22 protein-coding genes are annotated in these 18387 nt (G+C 65.3%); all 22 read right to left on the reverse strand.

Annotated elements, in window-relative coordinates; genetic code table 11:
• Positions 1 to 5: 5 nt before the first annotated feature.
• Positions 6 to 2105 carry an NADH-quinone oxidoreductase subunit L gene (gene nuoL, locus NPJ82_RS10980; RefSeq protein WP_342657395.1) on the reverse strand — a complete coding sequence of 700 codons (2100 nt, stop codon included), beginning with the start codon at positions 2103 to 2105 and terminating at the stop codon, positions 6 to 8.
• A gap of 4 nt (positions 2106 to 2109) precedes the next feature.
• Complete coding sequence (gene nuoK, locus NPJ82_RS10985; protein ID WP_112382808.1) at positions 2110 to 2415, reverse strand: NADH-quinone oxidoreductase subunit NuoK; 306 nt, start codon at positions 2413 to 2415, stop codon at positions 2110 to 2112.
• Positions 2412 to 3023, reverse strand: a complete 612-nt coding sequence (locus tag NPJ82_RS10990) for an NADH-quinone oxidoreductase subunit J (protein ID WP_112382807.1) — start codon at positions 3021 to 3023, stop codon at positions 2412 to 2414. The genes nuoK and NPJ82_RS10990 overlap by 4 nt, the downstream gene beginning before the upstream one ends.
• A 61-nt stretch (positions 3024 to 3084) precedes the next feature.
• Positions 3085 to 3570: an NADH-quinone oxidoreductase subunit NuoI gene (gene nuoI / locus NPJ82_RS10995; RefSeq protein WP_112382806.1), complete on the reverse strand. Its 486-nt coding sequence runs from the start codon at positions 3568 to 3570 to the stop codon at positions 3085 to 3087.
• Positions 3567 to 4622: an NADH-quinone oxidoreductase subunit NuoH gene (nuoH, locus tag NPJ82_RS11000; RefSeq protein WP_112382805.1), complete on the reverse strand. Its 1056-nt coding sequence runs from the start codon at positions 4620 to 4622 to the stop codon at positions 3567 to 3569. Before nuoH ends, nuoI begins: the two co-directional genes overlap by 4 nt.
• On the reverse strand, positions 4619 to 6622 hold the full coding sequence (gene nuoG, locus NPJ82_RS11005; RefSeq protein WP_112382804.1) for an NADH-quinone oxidoreductase subunit NuoG: 2004 nt from the start codon (positions 6620 to 6622) through the stop codon (positions 4619 to 4621). Before nuoG ends, nuoH begins: the two co-directional genes overlap by 4 nt.
• Positions 6622 to 7923, reverse strand: coding sequence for an NADH-quinone oxidoreductase subunit NuoF (gene nuoF, locus NPJ82_RS11010; protein ID WP_112382927.1), 1302 nt, complete (start codon positions 7921 to 7923; stop codon positions 6622 to 6624). Before nuoF ends, nuoG begins: the two co-directional genes overlap by 1 nt.
• On the reverse strand, positions 7923 to 8594 hold the full coding sequence (locus tag NPJ82_RS11015; RefSeq protein ID WP_112382803.1) for an NAD(P)H-dependent oxidoreductase subunit E: 672 nt from the start codon (positions 8592 to 8594) through the stop codon (positions 7923 to 7925). Before NPJ82_RS11015 ends, nuoF begins: the two co-directional genes overlap by 1 nt.
• Positions 8594 to 9829 carry an NADH-quinone oxidoreductase subunit D gene (locus NPJ82_RS11020; RefSeq protein WP_112382802.1) on the reverse strand — a complete coding sequence of 412 codons (1236 nt, stop codon included), beginning with the start codon at positions 9827 to 9829 and terminating at the stop codon, positions 8594 to 8596. The genes NPJ82_RS11015 and NPJ82_RS11020 overlap by 1 nt, the downstream gene beginning before the upstream one ends.
• Entirely contained in the window at positions 9826 to 10662 is an 837-nt protein-coding gene (locus NPJ82_RS11025) for an NADH-quinone oxidoreductase subunit C (RefSeq protein WP_342657396.1), read from the reverse strand. The genes NPJ82_RS11020 and NPJ82_RS11025 overlap by 4 nt, the downstream gene beginning before the upstream one ends.
• Positions 10659 to 11246: an NADH-quinone oxidoreductase subunit B family protein gene (locus tag NPJ82_RS11030; RefSeq protein WP_342657397.1), complete on the reverse strand. Its 588-nt coding sequence runs from the start codon at positions 11244 to 11246 to the stop codon at positions 10659 to 10661. Before NPJ82_RS11030 ends, NPJ82_RS11025 begins: the two co-directional genes overlap by 4 nt.
• Entirely contained in the window at positions 11216 to 11590 is a 375-nt protein-coding gene (gene ndhC, locus NPJ82_RS11035; RefSeq protein ID WP_112382800.1) for an NADH-quinone oxidoreductase subunit A, read from the reverse strand. The genes NPJ82_RS11030 and ndhC overlap by 31 nt, the downstream gene beginning before the upstream one ends.
• A 302-nt stretch (positions 11591 to 11892) precedes the next feature.
• Positions 11893 to 12705: an inositol monophosphatase family protein gene (locus tag NPJ82_RS11040; RefSeq protein WP_112382799.1), complete on the reverse strand. Its 813-nt coding sequence runs from the start codon at positions 12703 to 12705 to the stop codon at positions 11893 to 11895.
• A gap of 94 nt (positions 12706 to 12799) precedes the next feature.
• Positions 12800 to 13363: an elongation factor P gene (gene efp, locus NPJ82_RS11045; protein ID WP_112382798.1), complete on the reverse strand. Its 564-nt coding sequence runs from the start codon at positions 13361 to 13363 to the stop codon at positions 12800 to 12802.
• A gap of 56 nt (positions 13364 to 13419) precedes the next feature.
• Entirely contained in the window at positions 13420 to 14001 is a 582-nt protein-coding gene (locus tag NPJ82_RS11050) for a M23 family metallopeptidase (protein WP_342657398.1), read from the reverse strand.
• Positions 14002 to 14084: 83 nt separating this feature from the next.
• Positions 14085 to 14252, reverse strand: a complete 168-nt coding sequence (locus tag NPJ82_RS11055) for a hypothetical protein (RefSeq protein ID WP_342657399.1) — start codon at positions 14250 to 14252, stop codon at positions 14085 to 14087.
• Between the two features lie 84 nt (positions 14253 to 14336).
• On the reverse strand, positions 14337 to 15026 hold the full coding sequence (gene thiE / locus NPJ82_RS11060) for a thiamine phosphate synthase (protein ID WP_342657400.1): 690 nt from the start codon (positions 15024 to 15026) through the stop codon (positions 14337 to 14339).
• Between the two features lie 67 nt (positions 15027 to 15093).
• Positions 15094 to 16002: a class I fructose-bisphosphate aldolase gene (locus tag NPJ82_RS11065; RefSeq protein WP_342657401.1), complete on the reverse strand. Its 909-nt coding sequence runs from the start codon at positions 16000 to 16002 to the stop codon at positions 15094 to 15096.
• Positions 16003 to 16040: 38 nt separating this feature from the next.
• Positions 16041 to 16370 carry a type II toxin-antitoxin system PemK/MazF family toxin gene (locus tag NPJ82_RS11070; RefSeq protein ID WP_342657402.1) on the reverse strand — a complete coding sequence of 110 codons (330 nt, stop codon included), beginning with the start codon at positions 16368 to 16370 and terminating at the stop codon, positions 16041 to 16043.
• A complete protein-coding gene (locus NPJ82_RS11075) occupies positions 16367 to 16597 on the reverse strand; it encodes a ribbon-helix-helix protein, CopG family (RefSeq protein WP_112382794.1) in 231 nt (76 codons plus the stop codon). Before NPJ82_RS11075 ends, NPJ82_RS11070 begins: the two co-directional genes overlap by 4 nt.
• A gap of 128 nt (positions 16598 to 16725) precedes the next feature.
• Positions 16726 to 17916, reverse strand: coding sequence for a phosphoglycerate kinase (locus NPJ82_RS11080; protein ID WP_112382793.1), 1191 nt, complete (start codon positions 17914 to 17916; stop codon positions 16726 to 16728).
• Positions 17913 to 18371 (reverse strand): MOSC domain-containing protein, encoded by a 459-nt coding sequence (locus NPJ82_RS11085; RefSeq protein ID WP_342657403.1) that lies wholly within the window; start codon positions 18369 to 18371, stop codon positions 17913 to 17915. The genes NPJ82_RS11080 and NPJ82_RS11085 overlap by 4 nt, the downstream gene beginning before the upstream one ends.
• Between the last annotated feature and the right edge of the window lie 16 nt (positions 18372 to 18387).

The following is an 18387-nucleotide window of genomic DNA, read 5'->3' on the forward strand; positions in this document are numbered from 1 at the left end:
GCCGATCACCCCGCAATGGCCCAAGTGACCGCGGCGGTAAGCCCGATCAGCATGACGAACGCATAGGTATAAAGATATCCCGTCTGAAGGTGCGCTGCCGCCCGGCTGCCCGCCTGGACGATCCAGGCCGAACCGTTGGGGCCGAAGCGGTCGATCGTCTTCTCGTCGCCGCGATGCCAGAGCAGGCGGCCGAGCGCGAAGGCGGGGCGCACGAAGAGGAAATGGTAGATCTCGTCGAGATACCATTTGTTGAGCAGGAAGCGGTACAGGATGCGGAACTGGTCCGCGAACTTCGCCGGGAAGCCGGGCGAGACGATATACGTCAGGAACGCGATCGCCAGACCGATCAGCATGACCACGGTCGCCGCCAGCTTTACCCAGATCGGCACGCCGTGCATCTCGTGCATCAGATGCTCGTTGAAGAACAGCGAACCCTTCCAGAACGCCCCGGCGCTTTCCGGCTCCACGAAGAAGCCTGCGAACACGAAGCCCGCCGCGACGGCACCGATCGACAGGACGATCAAGGGGATCAGCATCACCAGCGGGCTTTCGTGCGGGTGATAGCCCGCCGTGCCGGTGGGCAGTTCCTCATGCGACGGACCATGGACGTGCGGCTCATCACCGGCATCCTCGGCATGCGCCACATTGTGATGCGCTTCGTCGTGATGATGCGCATCATGCTGGTCGTGGCCATGCGCCCCGTGTCCATGCGCATCGTGAACGGCATGCTGGATATGCTCGGAAGCGGCCCAGCGCGGCTTGCCCCAGAAGGTCAGGAACATCAGGCGCCAGGAGTAGAAGCTCGTCAGCAGCGCCGCGAACGTACCCACCCAGAAGGCACCCGGCGAACCGCCGGCCCACGCGACCTCAAGGATCGCATCTTTGGAGTGATAGCCGGCAAAGCCGCCCACGCCATAGATGCCGACACCGGTGATCGCCAGCGTGCCCATCATCATGCCCCAGAAGGTCACGGGGATGTGCTTACGCAGGCCGCCATAATAGCGCATGTCCTGCTCGTGGTGCATCGCGTGGATCACCGAGCCCGCACCCAGGAACAGCAGTGCCTTGAAAAAGGCATGCGTGAACAGGTGGAACATCGCCGCGCCATACGCGCCGACGCCCGCTGCAAAGAACATGTAGCCGAGCTGCGAACAGGTCGAATAGGCGATGACGCGCTTGATATCGGTCTGCACCGTCCCGACAGTCGCCGCGAACAGGCAGGTCGCCGCGCCGATGAACGTCACAAAGGTCAGCGCCGTCGGGCTCGCCTCGAACATTGGCGACAGGCGGCACACCATGAACACGCCCGCGGTGACCATCGTCGCCGCGTGGATCAGCGCCGACACCGGGGTCGGGCCTTCCATCGCGTCCGGCAGCCAGGTGTGGAGGCCGAGCTGCGCCGATTTGCCCATCGCGCCGACGAACAGGAGCAGGCACAGCACGGTCATCGTGTCGAAGCGATAGCCGAGAAAGCCGATCGTCGAACCCGCCATGTTCGGCGCTTCCGCCAGGATCGCCGGGATCGACACGGTGCCGAACACCAGAAACGTCCCGAAGATGCCGAGCATGAAGCCCAGATCGCCGACGCGGTTCACGACGAATGCCTTGATCGCGGCCGCATTGGCCGAAGGCTTGCGGAACCAGAAGCCGATCAGCAGGTAGGATGCGAGACCCACGCCTTCCCAGCCGAAGAACATCTGCACCAGATTGTCCGCGGTCACGAGCATCAGCATCGCGAAGGTGAACAGGCACAGATAGGCGAAGAAGCGCGGCTGATCCGGCTCCTCGCTCATATAGCCCCAGCTATACAGGTGGACGAGCGCCGACACGCTGGTGATGACCACCAGCATGACTGCGGTCAGCGCGTCGACGCGCAACGCCCAGTCCACGCTCATGTCGCCGCTGGTGATCCAGTGCAGCACCGGCGTGACGGTCGCACTGTTCGCACCCGTCAGGAAGCCGATGAAGATCGGCCAGGACAACGCACAGGACACGAACAGCGCGCCGGTCGTGACCAGCTTGGCCGGCGTATTGCCGAGCGCCTTGTTGCCGAGGCCCGCGATCGCGGACGCCAGCAACGGCAGGAAGACGATAAGGAGGATCAACCGTTTACCCCTTCATCCGGTTGACATCGTCGACCGCGATCGTGCCGCGGCCACGGAAATAGATCACCAGGATCGCAAGCCCGATCGCGGATTCGCCGGCGGCGACCGCCAGCACGAACATCGCGAACACCTGGCCCACCAGGTCCTGGAGATAGGCGGAAAAGGCGACCAGGTTCAGGTTCACCGCGAGCAGGATCAACTCGATCGCCATCAGGATGACGATCAGGTTCTTCCGGTTCATGAAGATGCCCAGCACCCCCATGGTGAACAGGATGGCCGCGACCACCAGATAGTGGATCAAGCCGATCACAGCTGCACCCCCTGCCCCACGGGCTGGTTGACGTTGCGCGTGGCATCCTGCGGACGCCGCGCGATCTGGCGCGCGATGTTCTGCGGACGCGTACCACCGCGCGGGCGATGGGTCAGCACGATCGCGCCGATCATCGACACCAGCAGGACCAGGCCCGCTCCCTCGAACACGAACAGGTAGCGCGAATAGAGCAGGTTGCCGATCGACTGGATGTTCGACACCGTCGCATCCATCGGGGCGACGCGGCGGGCAAGCTGCACGCCGCCCGCGCTCCATGCGCCGAGCGCGATGATGATCTCGGCGGCGAGTGCGATCGACAGCGCAAGCCCGATCGGCAGATAGCGCGCAAAGCCCGCCCGCATCTGTGCCACCTCGATGTCGAGCATCATGACGACGAACAGGAACAGCACCGCGACCGCGCCGACATAGACGATGACCAGCAGCATCGCGATGAACTCGGCGCCGCACAGCACCATCAGTCCGGCCGCGTTGAAGAAGGCCAAAATCAGCCACATGACCGAGTGGACCGGGTTGCGTGACGAGATCGTCATCGCAGCAGACCCGATCACCACGATCGCGAAGATGTAAAAGGCGATAGCCTGTATCACTGCCTGTCAGGCCCCTTATTATGTCGCCCCGAAGCGCCGAACATGTCGGTCGCGGCGGGCATTAACGGTACGGCGCATCGGCGGCAAGGTTCGCCGCGATGGCGCGCTCCCAACGGTCGCCGTTGTCGAGCAGCTTCGCCTTGTCGTAGATCAGTTCCTCGCGCGTCTCGGTCGCGAACTCCAGGTTCGGCCCCTCGACCACCGCGTCGACGGGGCACGCTTCCTGACACAGACCGCAATAGATGCACTTGGTCATGTCGATGTCGTAGCGCGTCGTGCGGCGACTGCCGTCGTCACGCGGTTCGGCCTCGATCGTGATCGCCTGCGCCGGGCACACCGCCTCGCACAGCTTGCACGCGATGCACCGCTCTTCCCCGTTGGGATAGCGACGCAGCGCATGCTCGCCGCGGAAACGGGGCGACAGCGGGTTCTTCTCGAACGGATAGTTGATCGTCGCCTTGGGCTTGAAGAAGTAGCGCAAGGTCAGCGCATGCGCCTTGACGAACTCCCACAGGGTAAAGGCCTTCACATATTGCGCAACGCTCATGCGCCCACTCCCGTCCGCACCCACATCAGGATGCCCGACACCAGAAATACCCAGAACAGCGACACCGGCAGGAACACCTTCCAGCCCAGCCGCATCAGCTGGTCATAACGATACCGCGGCACCGTCGCCTTGACCCAGCTGAAGACGAAGAAGAAGAATGCGATCTTGCCGAGCAGCCAGATGATCCCGGGCACGGCATAAAGCGGCGCCCAGTTGATCGGCGGCAGCCAGCCACCCCAGAACAGCGTCGCGTTCAGCGCGCACATCAGGATGACGTTGGCATATTCGCCGAGCCAGAACAGCGCGAAGGACATCGAGCTGTATTCGGTCTGATAGCCGGCGACGAGCTCGGACTCCGCCTCGGTCAGGTCGAACGGCGCGCGCTGCGTCTCGGCCAGCGCCGAGATGAAGAACATCACCGCCATCGGGAACAGCAGCGGGTTGATGAAGAACCCGTTGATCCCGGTGTTCAGCGTGCTTTGCTGCGCCATCACGATGCCGGACAGGTTGAACGTGCCCGCCCACATGACGATCGAGATCAGGATGAAGCCGATCGCCACTTCATAGGACACCATCTGCGCCGCCGCACGCAGCGCCGAGTAGAAGGGATATTTGGAGTTCGATGCCCAGCCCGACAGGATCACGCCGTACACGCCGAGCGACGATGCCGCGAGGATGTAGAGCAAGCCGACATTGATGTCGGCCAGCACGACGCCGGGCGCGAAGGGCACGACGGCCCATACGATCAGCGCGGTGGTGAAGGTGATGATCGGCGCGAGCAGGAACAGGCCGCGATTGGCGGCGGCCGGGATGATGGTTTCCTGCAGGAACACCTTCAAACCGTCGGCAAACGACTGGAGCAGGCCGAACGGCCCCACCACGTTCGGACCGCGGCGCAGCGCCATCGCCGCCCAGATCTTGCGATCGGCATAGATGATCATCGCCACCGCCAGCATCAGCGGCAGCGCAATGACCAGGATGCCGACGATCGTCGCCAGGAACCAGCTCCATCCATAGGACAGGCCCAGCGTCGTGTTGAAGAACGCGGTCACTCCGCTGCCTCCGCAAATTCCTCACCATGGACCAGTTCGGCCGAGCAGCGCTGCATCGTCGGGCTGGCCCGGCAGATCGCGTTGGTGAGATAGAAGTCCTTGATCGGATAGCCTGCGATCGATCCGGTCGCCGTCGCATCCAGCGAGGGCACCGACCAGTCGAACGTCACCAGCCCTTCCTTCGCCAGCATCGGCACGGCATCCGCCATGGCGAGACGCAGCGCCGGCAGCGTGTCGAACGGCAGGGTGTGGCCGAGCACTTCGGACAAGGCGCGGAAGATCGTCCAATCCTCGCGCGCGTCGCCCGGTGCGAACACCGCCTGCTCGCCGCGCTGCACGCGACCTTCCAGATTGACCCACGTACCCGACTTCTCGGCATAGGTCGCACCGGGCAGGATCACATCGGCATGATGGGCGCCCTGATCGCCATGATGGCCGACGAACACCTTGAAGCTGCTGCCGAACTTGGCGAAGTCCACCTCGTCCGCGCCCAGGAAGAAGGCCAGCTTCGGCGCGGCGTTCGCCACGTCGGCGATACCACCCTTCTGCGCATAGCCGAGCATCAGCCCGCCCATCCGCGACGCCGCCATGTGAACGACGTTGAACCCGTTCCAGCCGTCACGCACCAGGTTGAAGCGCTCGGCGAACTTCAGCGCAGCGCCGTGGCCGCCCTTCAGCGCCCCGCCCCCGACGATCACCGCCGGCCGCTCCGCCTTGGCGAACAGGTCCGCCACCGCCTGCGGCACGTCGCCCAGCACGCCCAGATCGCTGCCCAGCCATTCGACCTTGTAGGTCAGATCGGTCTCGGGCCCGATCGCGAACACCTTGGCGCCGCGCTTGATCGCCTTGCGGATGCGCGTGTTCACCAGCGGCGCTTCCCAGCGCAGGTTGGTGCCCACGAGCAGGATCGCGTCGGCCTGTTCCAGCCCGGCGATCGTCGTGTTGAAATTGACGGCCGCCAGGCTGGACACATCATAGTCCATGCCGGTCTGCCGCCCCTCGAGCAGCGTCGACCCCATTTTGCCGAGCAGCGCCTTGGCCGCGAACATGGTCTCGCAATCGACCAGATCGCCCGCGATCGCGGCAACGCTGGAGCCGGCATTCACCGCCTTGATCGCGGCGAACGCCTCGTCCCAGGTGGCCGCGACGAGCTTGCCGTCACGCCGGATATAGGGGCGGTCGAGACGACGACGGACCAGACCGTCGACGGCATGGCGCGTCTTGTCCGACGCCCATTCCTCGTTCACCTCGTCATTCACCCGCGGCACGGCGCGCAGCACCTGGCGGCCACGGCTGTCGAGGCGGATATTGGTGCCCACCGCATCCATCACGTCGATGGCGAGCGTCTTGCGCAGCTCCCAGGGGCGCGCCTCGAACGCATAGGGCTTGGAGGTCAGCGCGCCGACCGGGCACAGATCGACAACATTTCCCGACAGCTCGCTCGTCACCGCCTGTTCCAGATAGGAGGTGATCTGCATGTCTTCGCCGCGATAGATCGCGCCGATCTCCTCCACGCCGGCCACTTCCTCGGCGAAGCGGACGCAGCGGGTGCACTGGATACAACGGGTCATGATCGTCTTGACGATCGGACCCATATACTTCTCTGTCACCGCCCGCTTGTTCTCGGTGTAGCGGCTATGGCCCTTGCCGTACGCGACCGACTGGTCCTGCAGGTCGCATTCGCCACCCTGATCGCAGATCGGGCAGTCGAGCGGATGGTTGATCAGCAGGAATTCCATCACGCCTTCGCGTGCGGCCTTCACCATCGGCGTCGTGGTGAAGATCTCCTGGTTGTCCGCGGCCGGCAGCGCGCAGGATGCCTGCGGCTTGGGCGGCCCCGGCTTCACCTCGACCAGACACATGCGGCAATTGCCCGCGATGGACAGCCGCTCATGATAGCAGAAGCGCGGGATTTCCTTGCCCGCGATCTCGCACGCCTGCAGGACGGTGGCGCCCTGCGGCACCTCGACCTCGACGCCGTCGACTTTGACCTTTGGCATTATTCGGCAGCTTCCATCATCGGCGCAAGGTCGCCCCCACGCTCACGGATACGGCGCTCCAGTTCGGGGCGGAAATGGCGGATGAGGCCCTGGATCGGCCACGCCGCGGCATCGCCCAGCGCGCAGATTGTATGACCTTCCACCTGCTTGGTCACCTGGTGCAGCGTGTCGATCTCGGACACATCGGCATCGCCGGTGCGCAAACGCTCCATCACCCGCCACATCCAGCCGGTGCCCTCGCGGCACGGCGTGCACTGGCCGCAGCTTTCATGCTTGTAGAAATAGGACAGGCGGCTGATCGCGCGTACGATGTCGGTGGACTTGTCCATGACGATCACCGCCGCGGTACCCAGACCCGATCCGACCGCCTTCAGCCCGTCGAAATCCATCGGCGCATCGATGATCTCACGCGCCGGCACCAGCGGCACCGACGATCCGCCGGGGATCACCGCCAGCAGATTGTCCCAGCCGCCGCGAATGCCACCGCAATGCTTTTCGATCAGCTCGCGGAACGAGATCGACATGGCTTCCTCGACCACGCAGGGACGATCGACATGGCCGGAGATCTGGAAGAGCTTGGTGCCCTTGTTGTTCTCGCGCCCGAAGGAGGAGAACCACTCGGCCCCGCGCCGCAGGATCGTCGGGGCGACCGCAATAGACTCGACATTGTTGACCGTCGTCGGACAGCCATACAGGCCCGCACCCGCCGGGAAAGGCGGCTTCAGACGCGGCTGGCCCTTCTTGCCCTCCAGCGACTCCAGCATCGCGGTTTCTTCGCCGCAGATATAGGCGCCGGCGCCGCGGTGCACGAACACGTCGAAGTCATAGCCCGAGCCACAGGCGTTCTTGCCCACGAAGCCCCGGTCATACGCCTCGGCGACAGCGGCGAACAACGTCTCCGCCTCGCGGATATATTCGCCGCGGATGTAGATATAGGCGGCGCGCGCGCGCATCGCATAGCCCGCGATCAGCGCCCCCTCGATCAGCTTGTGCGGATCGTGGCGGATGATCTCGCGGTCCTTGCAGCTGCCCGGCTCGGACTCGTCGGCATTGATGACCAGGAAGCTGGGGCGGTCCGGCTTCGGTTCCTTGGGCATGAAGCTCCACTTCATGCCGGTCGGGAAGCCTGCCCCGCCGCGCCCGCGCAAACCCGACGCCTTGATCACGTCGATGATCGCGTCCTGCCCCCGGGCCATCAGGTCCTTGGTATTGTCCCAGTCGCCGCGCATGATGGCTGCGTCGACGTTCCACGGCTGGTAGCCGTAGAGATTGGTGAAGATGCGGTCCTTGTCGGCAAGCATCACGCCCACTCCCCGCGATAATCATGGTTCTCGCCGACCATCGCGGTCAGCGTCGTCGGGCCGCCGACCGGCTCCACCGTGTGGCGGCCGGGCTCCTGCGTACCCGTCTTCGGGCTTTCGCCACGCGCCAGCGCTTCCAGCAGCGCGGTCGTGCGGTCGTAGTCCAGATCCTCGTAATTGTCGTCGTTGATCTGGACCATCGGGGCCGACGCGCAATTGCCCAGGCATTCCACCTCGGTCAGCGTGAACATGCCGTCGGGCGTGGTGCGCCCCTTGATCAGCCCCTTGTTCTTGCACGCCGCCAGCACGTCGTCCGACCCGCGCAGCATGCACGGCGTCGTGCCGCACACCTGCACATGATAGCGGCCCACCGGCGCCAGGTTGAACATGGTGTAGAAGGTCGCGACCTCGTACACGCGCATATACGGCACGCCGATCGAACGCGCGACGAACTCGATCACCGGAACCGGCAACCAGCCCTGCGTGTTCGTCTCGGCACCCACCTGGCGCTGCGCCAGATCGAGAAACGGAATCGACGCCGACTGTTCGCGCCCCTTGGGGTAGCGCGACAGGATCTCGTTCGCCTTGCGCTGGTTCTCGTCAGACCAGGCAAAATTGCCCCAGCGTGCGCGGGTCTCGGCCTCGTCGGGGATCTGCGGTGCTTCAGCCATCAGCGGTCACATTCACCAAAAACGATATCCATCGCGCCCAGGATCGCGGTCGTATCCGCCAGCATGTGGCCCTTGGACATGAAATCCATCGCCTGCAGGTGGCTGAACGCGGTCGGCCGGATCTTGCAGCGGTACGGCTTGTTGGTCCCGTCCGACACCAGATACACGCCGAACTCCCCCTTGGGGCTCTCCGTCGCGACGTACACTTCGCCCGCCGGGACGTGATAGCCCTCGGTATAGAGCTTGAAGTGGTGGATCAGCGCTTCCATCGAGCGCTTCATCTCGCCGCGCTTGGGCGGCACGACCTTGCGATCGGTCGCCGCGATCGGCCCTTCGGGCATGTCGTTCAGGCACTGCTTCATGATCCGCGCCGACTGGCGGACCTCTTCCACGCGCACCATGAACCGGTCGTAGCAATCGCCGCGCGTGCCCACCGGCACGTCGAACTCGACACGGTCATAGGCATCATAGGGCTGCGACTTGCGCAGGTCCCATGGAATGCCCGCCGCACGGATCATCGGCCCGGAGAAGCCCCAGGCGATCGCATCCTCGCGGCTGACCGTCGCGATGTCGACGTTGCGCTGCTTGAAAATGCGGTTGTCTGCGACGAGGCTGATCGCATCCTCGAACAGGCGCGGCAGGCGCGTATCGAGCCATTCTGCCAGATCGGCGAGCAGCTTGACCGGCAGGTCCTGATGCACGCCGCCGACGCGGAAATAATTGGCGTGCATACGCGCGCCCGAAATCCGCTCGTAAAAGCCCATGCAGTCTTCACGAATCTCGAACAGCCACAGGTTCGGCGTCATCGCGCCGACGTCCATGATATGGCTGCCCAGATTGAGCATATGGTTCTTGATGCGCGTCAGCTCGGCGCACAGCACGCGGATATATTGCGCGCGCAGCGGCACTTCGAGGTCGAGCAGCTTCTCGATCGCCAACACGAAACTATGCTCCATGCACATAGGCGAGCAGTAATCGAGCCGGTCGAAATACGGGATCGCCTGCGCATAGGTCTTGTATTCGATCAGCTTTTCGGTGCCGCGGTGCAGCAGGCCGACATGCGGATCGATCCGCTCGACGATCTCACCGTCCAGCTCCATCACCAGCCGCAACACGCCGTGCGCGGCCGGATGCTGCGGGCCGAAGTTGATCGTGTAGTTCTGGATCGACACGTCGCCGACCGTGGGGTCGACGCCGTCCGTCTTGTGCATCAGTTCGTCGACATAGTCGCTCACTGGTTCTGTCCTCCGCCCTTGGCCGTCGGGACGTCCGACTCTTCGGGCTTATGCTCGGGCTTGTTGCCCGGATGCGGCTGCCCGGCACCCGTCTGCGCCGGACTATCCGTCGTCTTGGTATCGCGGGCCTTGGGATCGGCATTTGGAGCCGGCGGGGCATCCGCCTTCTTCACCGCCTCGGCATTTGCCGGGGTCTGTGCGCCCTTGGCCTGGGGCTGCGTACCCTTCTCGTCGCCCGGCAACACATATTCCGCGCCTTCCCATGGGCTCATGAAGTCGAAGGTGCGGAAATCCTGCGCCAGGCTGACCGGCTCGTACACCACCCGCTTCTCCTCTTCGGAGTAACGAACCTCGGTATAGCCCGTCAGGGGGAAGTCCTTGCGCAGCGGATGGCCGCGGAAGCCATAGTCGGTCAGGATGCGACGCAGGTCGGCATTGCCCTCGAACAGCACGCCGTACAGGTCATACACCTCGCGCTCCAGCCAGCCGGCAACCGGCCACAGTCCCGTCACTGACGGCACCGGCTTGGCGTCGTCGGTCGAGACATGGACGTGCAGGCGGTGGTTGCGGGTCAGCGACAACAGGCAATAGACCACTTCGAAACGCTCCACGCGTTCGGGATAATCGACGCCCGCAATCTCCATCAGCTGCTGGTATTCCAGACCGCGCGTATCGCGCAGCGCCGCCAGCGCATTGACCACGTTCACGCGGTCGACGACCAGCGCCACCTCGCCCGCATGGTCGCGCGCATCCAGCAGCCACGGCCCGAGCGCGGCACGGGCCGCGTCGATCACGCCGTCATTGCTGGCGAAACGGGGTGCAGGCGCCCTCACCGTTCGATGCTCCCCGAACGGCGGATCTTCCGCTGCAACTGCATGATGCCATAGAGCAGCGCCTCTGCGGTCGGCGGGCACCCGGGGACGTAGATGTCCACCGGCACCACGCGATCGCAGCCACGGACCACCGAGTAGCTGTAATGGTAATAACCGCCGCCATTGGCGCAGCTACCCATCGAGATGACGTATTTCGGCTCCGACATCTGATCGTAGACGCGGCGGAGTGCCGGGGCCATCTTGTTGCACAGCGTGCCCGCGACAATCATCACGTCCGACTGACGCGGCGACGCGCGCGGCGCGGCACCGAACCGCTCCAGATCGTAGCGCGGCATGTTGACGTGGATCATCTCGACCGCGCAGCAGGCGAGGCCGAACGTCATCCACCACAGCGAGCCCGTACGCGCCCACTGGAACAGCTCCTCGGTCGAGGTGACCAGGAAACCCTTGTCGATCAACTCGCCGTTGAGGCTGTCGAAAAAGCCCTGATCGGGCGGGACGACGCCCTGCCCGCTGGCCGGAACCTTGAGTTCGACCGGACCGGAGTGAGGAATTACTCCCAATCCAACGCTCCCTTCTTCCATGCATATACAAGCCCGAGGCCGAGCTCGCCGATGAAGATCATCATCGAGATCCACGCGGTCCAGCCGAGGCTGAAAACGCTTACTGCCCAAGGATATAGGAACGCCGCCTCCAAATCGAAGATGATGAACAGGATGGCAACGAGATAAAAACGAACGTCGAACTGGGAGCGCGGGTCCTCGAATGCGGGGAAGCCGCATTCATACTCGGCGAGCTTCTGCTCGTTCGGTTTGTGCGCGCCCGTCAGCCGGCCGACAACCATCGGCAGGAATACGAACGCACTCGACAGGACCAGGGCAACGCCCAGGAACAACAGGATCGGCAGATATTGCGACAGATCGACCAAGGCTTCTCTCGCGGGTGCGGAATGGATGAAGGCGCTTTAAGCCGATGCCACCCGAGGGGCAAGCGGCGGAGCCTGTGAGAATGAATCGCAACTTAACGGGTGGCTTAGCACCCTATTCCCTTTCCCCTCGGGGAGCATCAGGTAAACAGCGTCCCACGCTGTTTAGTCCATGCCGGGGGCATGGACGACCTGATGCTGGAGGGGCCCATCGCGAAGCGATGGGAGGGCGAGGGGCCGCCAAGCAGCGCAGCACTGCTGGTCTACCCCCCACCCTTCCCCCCCAACGGGAAGAGGAAGGCCACTCAGCGCAAGGCGTTCGCGACCAGCTTGTGCAGCCGCGAGTGCAACGCCTCGTTGCCCGCCAGATACTCGCCGCGTTCGATCGAGCGATCGGTGCCGCGGAAGTCGGTGACGAAGCCGCCGGCTTCCTTGACCAGCAGCATGCCCGCCGCCCCGTCCCACGGCTTCAGGCCGGATTCCCAGAATCCGTCATACCGGCCCGCCGCCACCCAGGCGAGGTCGAGCGCGGCCGAACCGAACCGGCGAATGCCCGCCACTTCCGGTGCCACCGCACCGAAGATGCGGCTCCATTCGACGAAGTCGCCATGCCCCAGGAACGGAATGCCGGTCGCGATCAGCGCTTCAGACATGTCGCGGCGCGACGACACACGCAGGCGTCCGCCCTGCAACCACGCACCGCGACCCTTTTCCGCCCAGAAGCTTTCGTCGGTCAGCGGCTGGTAGATCAGGCCCGTCGTCACCTCGCGCTTGCCGTTCGCCAGCGGCTCCTCGACCGCGATCGAAATGCAGAAATGCGGGATGCCGTGCAGGAAGTTGGAGGTGCCATCCAGCGGATCGACGATGAAGCGCGGCTTGGTCGGGTCGCCCGCGATCTCGCCGCCCTCTTCCATCAGGAAACCCCAGTCGGGCCGCGACTTGCGCAGTTCCTCGAAGATGGTTTCCTCGGCACGCTTGTCGGCCATCGACACGAAGTCGGCAGGCCCCTTGCGGCTGACCTGCAGGTGCTGGACCTCGTTGAAGTCGCGACGCAGCCGCGGCGCGGCCTTACGCACCGCACGCTCCATGATGGTGAGAAGACCGGAATGGGAGGGCATGGCTCTGTTCTTTCTCTCCGTTCACGATGGCGCGAGCGGAGCCTGTTCTTGTCGCCCCGGCCGCGTCGATGCAGCCGGGGCGAAGGGGTTTGGATCAATCCGCGCGGCGGACGTAGGTCTGCTCGTACACGTCGACCACGATGCGTGTGCCGGCCGCGATGTGCGGCGGCACCATCACGCGCACGCCATTGTCGAGCATCGCGGGCTTGTAGGACGACGAGGCCGTCTGCCCCTTCACCACCGCATCCGCCTCGACGATGGTCGCCTCGATCGTGTCGGGCAACTGCACGCTGATCGGCTCTTCGTCATAGAGTTCCATGACCACGTCCATGCCATCCTGCAGGAACGCGGCGGCATCGCCCAGCAGATCGCGCGGCAGCGAGACCTGGTCGTAGGTGTCCTTGTCCATGAAGACCAGGCTGTCGCCGTCGGCGAACAGGAACTGGAAGTCCTTGGTGTCGAGGCGGACGCGCTCCACCGTCTCGGCCGAGCGGAAGCGGACATTGTTCTTGCGGCCGTCGCGCAGGTTCTTCAACTCGACCTGCATATAGGCGCCACCCTTGCCGGGCTGCGTATGCTGGATCTTCACCGCGCGCCAGATGCCGCCTTCATACTCGATGATGTTGCCGGGACGAATGTCCACGCCGCTGATCTTCATGGGGTTCAACCTGCTGGAAAGAGCGAAGGGCGTCGCTACGCCCGGTGTCGCGCGATCTAGCGATTGGCGTCCCGTTCGGCAAGCAGCGGGTATGGGTTGACGTTCGTGCCCTGCCACCAGCGCTCGCCCGGCGCCATCCGCTTGATCTCGAAATGCAGATGCGGTGCACCGGGATCGGCATTGCCCGTCGCCCCGACAAAGCCGATCGCCTCGCCGCCGCGTACCGCCTGCCCTTCGTGCAATCCCGGCCGATATCCTGCCAGATGCGCATAATAATAGACGGTGCCGCCGTCGGCGCTGCGCTGGTAGATGGTGTGCCCGCCGTTATGGCTGTCGAACAGCTTCTCGATGGTGCCCGGCGCGGTCGCGAGTACCGGCGTTCCCGTCGCCGCCATGATATCGATGGCATGATGTTCGCGCGCCCCACCGGCCCGCGCCTCGCCCCAATTGTCCCGCAATGCCGCCATGGAGGCACCGCGCACCGGCACGCGCAAGCCCTTCGCCGCCACCTCGACTGCCGGAGCCGAGCCCCGCGGGGTCGGCACAGGCGCCGGCGACGGCCCGAAGGACAGCATCGACGCAAAGGCGCCAGCGACGAGCAGGATCAGCGCCAGAATACCCCAACCGAGCCGCGTCACCGCATCAGGCCCGGCACATCACGCCGACGTTCATTCTCACCATCCGCAACGATGGCGCCCAGGCTTGGCACAGCACATCCGGATCAGCGCGTCCCCGCGTCGCCGCTTGCCGCCACATGAAGAGCCGTCGTCGGACCATGATGCGCCTGCGTCCCATCACCGGCACGCGATTGTGCCGGTGCCGGCCCGGTCGCGACGGCCACTACCGCGGCGGCGATACCGCCCGCCATCGCCATACCCAGCTTCCGCATCACACGCTCCACACACACATCGCCCAGATCGATGAAAAACGCAGCGCTTCCTGCTTGTTTCCGATCCGCAATGAGTTCCGCGGCTTATCCGGCGTCCAGCACCTCGGAAAAGGCACGCACTGCCGCAGCCTCGTCGCCGTTCCACACCGCACCACAGGTCGCGATGAAGTCGGCGCCCGCCCGGATCAGCGGCGCGGCGTTGTCCGGGGTGATCCCCCCGATCGCCACCGCCGGCAGTTCGAACACGGTCGACCACCAGGATAGCAGCACCGGTTCCGCCTGATGCTTCACCGCCTTGGTCGTGGTCGGATAGAAGCTGCCGAACGCGACATAATCCGCACCGCGCTCGCCCGACTCCATCGCCAGATGGCGGCTGTCATGACAGGTCACACCGATCTGCACAGACGGCCCCAGCACGTCGCGCGCCTCGCGCGGGTCGCCGTCATCCTGCCCCAGATGCACACCGTCCGCCCCGAGCCGCTTGGCCAGGCTGATCGAATCGTTGACGATAAAGGCGACCTCGCGCTCCGCGCACAGCCGCTGCAACGGTTCGGCCAGCTTGGCCGCGACATGCTGGTCCATGTCCTTGACCCGGAACTGGAACGCCGCCACCGGCCCGGCGGCCAGCGCGCGCGCCAGCCGGTCGGGAAAGTCGCCCCCAACCTCCAGCGGCGAGATCAGGTAAAGCTGGCACGGCGGCCGCCGCACGTCGCGCGTGAATGCGGCGGCGAAATTCGGGTCGAGCGGGCCAAGGGGATCGTCTTCAAGCGTCATGCCCCGCTCCTAGTCGCGCAACCGGCGCGCAACAACTCCCCTCCCGCAAGCGGGAGGGGAAGATGGCTCATGCCTCGCCCTTGTAGATCGCGACCAGCTTGTCGAGCATCGCCACCGCATCGGCGCGCGGCCGCTGGAAGGTGTTGCGCCCGATGATCGATCCGTTGCCGCCACCGGCCAGAATGTCGCGGGCATCCTGATAGACAGCGTCCGCGCCCTTGGCCGCACCGCCCGAGAACACCACGATCCGGCGCCCGGCAAAGCTCGCCTGCACCACATGGCGCACGCGGTCCGCCTGGTTGGACCAGTCGGTGCCCTCATACACCTTTTGCGCCTCCGGCTGCTCGATATGGGCGGAGGGCAGCTTCACCTTGATGATATGCGCACCCAGCAGCGCCGCCATGTGCGCGGCATAGGCCCCGATGTCCAGCGCCAGCTCGCCGTCCTTGGACAGCTTGCCGCCGCGCGGATAGCTCCAGATCACCGTGGCGAGGCCCGCTTCCTTGGCCTGTGCCGACAGGATGGCGATCTGATCCATCGCATCGAAGATGCCGTCCGACCCGGGATAGATGGTGAAGCCGATCGCCGCGCAGCCCAGCCGCACCGCGTCCTCGACGCTGCCCGTCACCGCCTGGTTGATCGAGGTGGCCCAGCTATTGGAGTTGTTGATCTTCAGGATGGTCGGGATCTGCCCGGCAAAGGTCTCCGCGCCCGCCTCCAGCATGCCCAGCGGCGCGGCATAGGCCGACAGGCCGGCATCGATCGCCAGCTGAAAATGGTAATGCGGGTCGTAGGCGTCGGGGTTGACCGCAAAGGAGCGCGCCGGCCCATGCTCGAACCCCTGATCGACCGGCAGGATGATCAGCTTGCCGGTGCCGCCCAGCCGTCCCTGCATCAGGATGCGGGCCAGATTGGCCTTCACCGCCGGATTGGTGCCTTCGTACTTGTCCAATATGGCCTTGACGATCGGGGTCATCGAACTCTCCTGAGGAAGGTGACGTGAAAGGATCGGGTTCAGAGCATCAGCCAGCGCCGGAGCGCCTGGTCCACCTGCTCCATCCGCGTGGGCGAGGCGTGGCCCAGCACCTTGACGATGCGCCCGCGCGGTACCGACAGGATCTTGTCGCACTGCACCTCGCACTCGACGGTGAGGCCGGTATGCTCGCGCGGGGAGAAGGCGACGCGGAACAGCGCCTCGCCCCCCACCACGCTGGTCATCGGGCACAGGGTGATGGTGTTGTGCGTTTCGTTGTACAGGTCGGACTGGACGACCAGGAACGGGCGGTGATCGCCGCCCTTCTCGGCGGTGCCCGCCAGCACGATCGCGCCGTGGCTGATCTTCATGCCGCGTCCTCGGCCGCCATCGCGTTCCACAGCGCGAAATCCTCGGCCTTGTCCCGCCGCGACGCGCGCTCGGACTGACGGCGTGCCTCCCGGCGATACGCTTCGTCGTGCAGGTCGACATAGCGTCGCACCGCCTCGCGCGCGATGTCGCTCTTGCTGCGCCCCTGCGTGCGCGCAACGGCCGCCAGCCGTTCTTCCAGTTCCGTATCCAACCGGACGCCGAGCATCCATCACTCTCCGTTTAACGCGTTTAACCTACGCCGCTTGGCCGTGCATTGCAATGCACCATGACGAAAAACGCCGCGGCGGCCCGTAAGCCCCCGCGGCGTCTAAATGTCTAACCTTTTGAGGGCGTTCAGGCGCGAAGCGCGGCCACCCCCGGCAGTTCGCGGCCTTCCATCCATTCCAGGAACGCGCCGCCCGCGGTCGAGACGAAGGTGAACTTGTCCCCCACGCCCGCCTGGTTCAGCGCGGCCACCGTATCCCCGCCGCCGGCGACGGAGACGAGGCTGCCATCCTGCGTCAGCGCCGCGGCGGTCTTGGCCAGGCTGACGGTGGCGGTGTCGAAGGGCGGCGTTTCGAACGCACCCAGCGGCCCGTTCCACACCAGCGTCCGGCAATTCTTCAGTACGTCGCCGAGCGCTTCCACCGCGTTCGGCCCCAGGTCCAGGATCATCTCGTCCGCGGCCACTTCATGGACGTTCACCGTCCGCGTCGCAGGGTTCGGCTTGAATTCGGTGGCGACCACCACGTCGTACGGCAGGTGAACGGTGCAGTTCGCCCGGTCCGCCGCCTCCAGAATCTCTTCGGCCGTGTCGGTCAGGTCGTGTTCGCACAGCGACTTGCCCACGTCGACGCCGCGCGCAGCCAGAAAGGTATTGGCCATGCCGCCACCGATGATCAGGTGATCGACCTTGCCGACCAGATGCTTCAGCACCGCCAGCTTGGTCGAGACCTTGGCCCCGCCGACCACGGCCGCCACCGGATGCTCGGGCGCGCCCAGCGCCTTTTCCAACGCGTCGAGTTCGGCCTCCATCGCGCGGCCCGCATAGGCGGGCAACACCCGCGCTAGCCCCTCGGTCGAGGCATGCGCCCGGTGCGCGGCGGAAAACGCATCGTTGACGTACAGGTCGCCCAGCTTCGCGAACCGCTCGACCACTGCCGGATCGTTCTTTTCCTCGCCGCCGAAGAAACGGGTGTTCTCCAGGATCGCGATGTCGCCCGGCTGCATCGTGGCCACCGCCGCCGCGTCGCCTTCCCAGTCGATGTAGCGCACTTCGCGCCCCAGCACCGCGCTATAGGGCCGCGCCAGCATCGCCAGCGACATGTCCGGGTTCGGCACCCCCTTGGGCCGGCCGAAATGCGCCAGGATCAATACGATCGCGCCCTTGTCCGCCAGTTCGGTGACGGTTGCGATCGTGGCGCGCAGCCGGGTGTCGTCGCTCACCTGACCGTCCGCCATCGGCACGTTCAGGTCCTCGCGCACCAGCACGCGCCTGCCATGGAGTTCGCCGATATCGTCGAGCGTCTTGAATGCCTTGGTCATGCTTCCTCGATCCTGATCTGATCGCCGACAGCGATCGTTCCGCCCTCGATCACGCGCGCCAGCGCGCCGCCGCGCCAGTCCGGGGTCAATGCCGCCTCCAGCCCGGGCGCCACCGCCTCCATTCGGATGCACGGATCGCATTCCACCGTGATTTCCAGCAGCACCGGGCCAATGCGCAACCGCGTCCCCGGCACCTGCGGCAGGTCGAGATCATCGACCAGCAGGTTCGCGCGCCGCTCCTGCCAGGGCAGGTCGGTGCCCAGCTCGGCCATCGCCGCCAGCCAGTCGCGCCGCTCGATCAGCGACACCTGCCGCCGGCCGCGGCCGCCGGGCTTTACCTGGCCTCGCCAGTCGCCCTCGACCCCGCCGTCCAGCGTCACCGCCGCGCTGGTCAACACCTCCATCGGTGCCTTGGGGCGGGCACGCCGTGCGATGCCTGCAAGCGTACCCGTCATGCCCACCCCGCTCGGC

This window comes from Sphingomonas sp. NY01, from assembly GCF_038809135.1.
Lineage (GTDB): Bacteria > Pseudomonadota > Alphaproteobacteria > Sphingomonadales > Sphingomonadaceae > Sphingomonas > Sphingomonas carotinifaciens.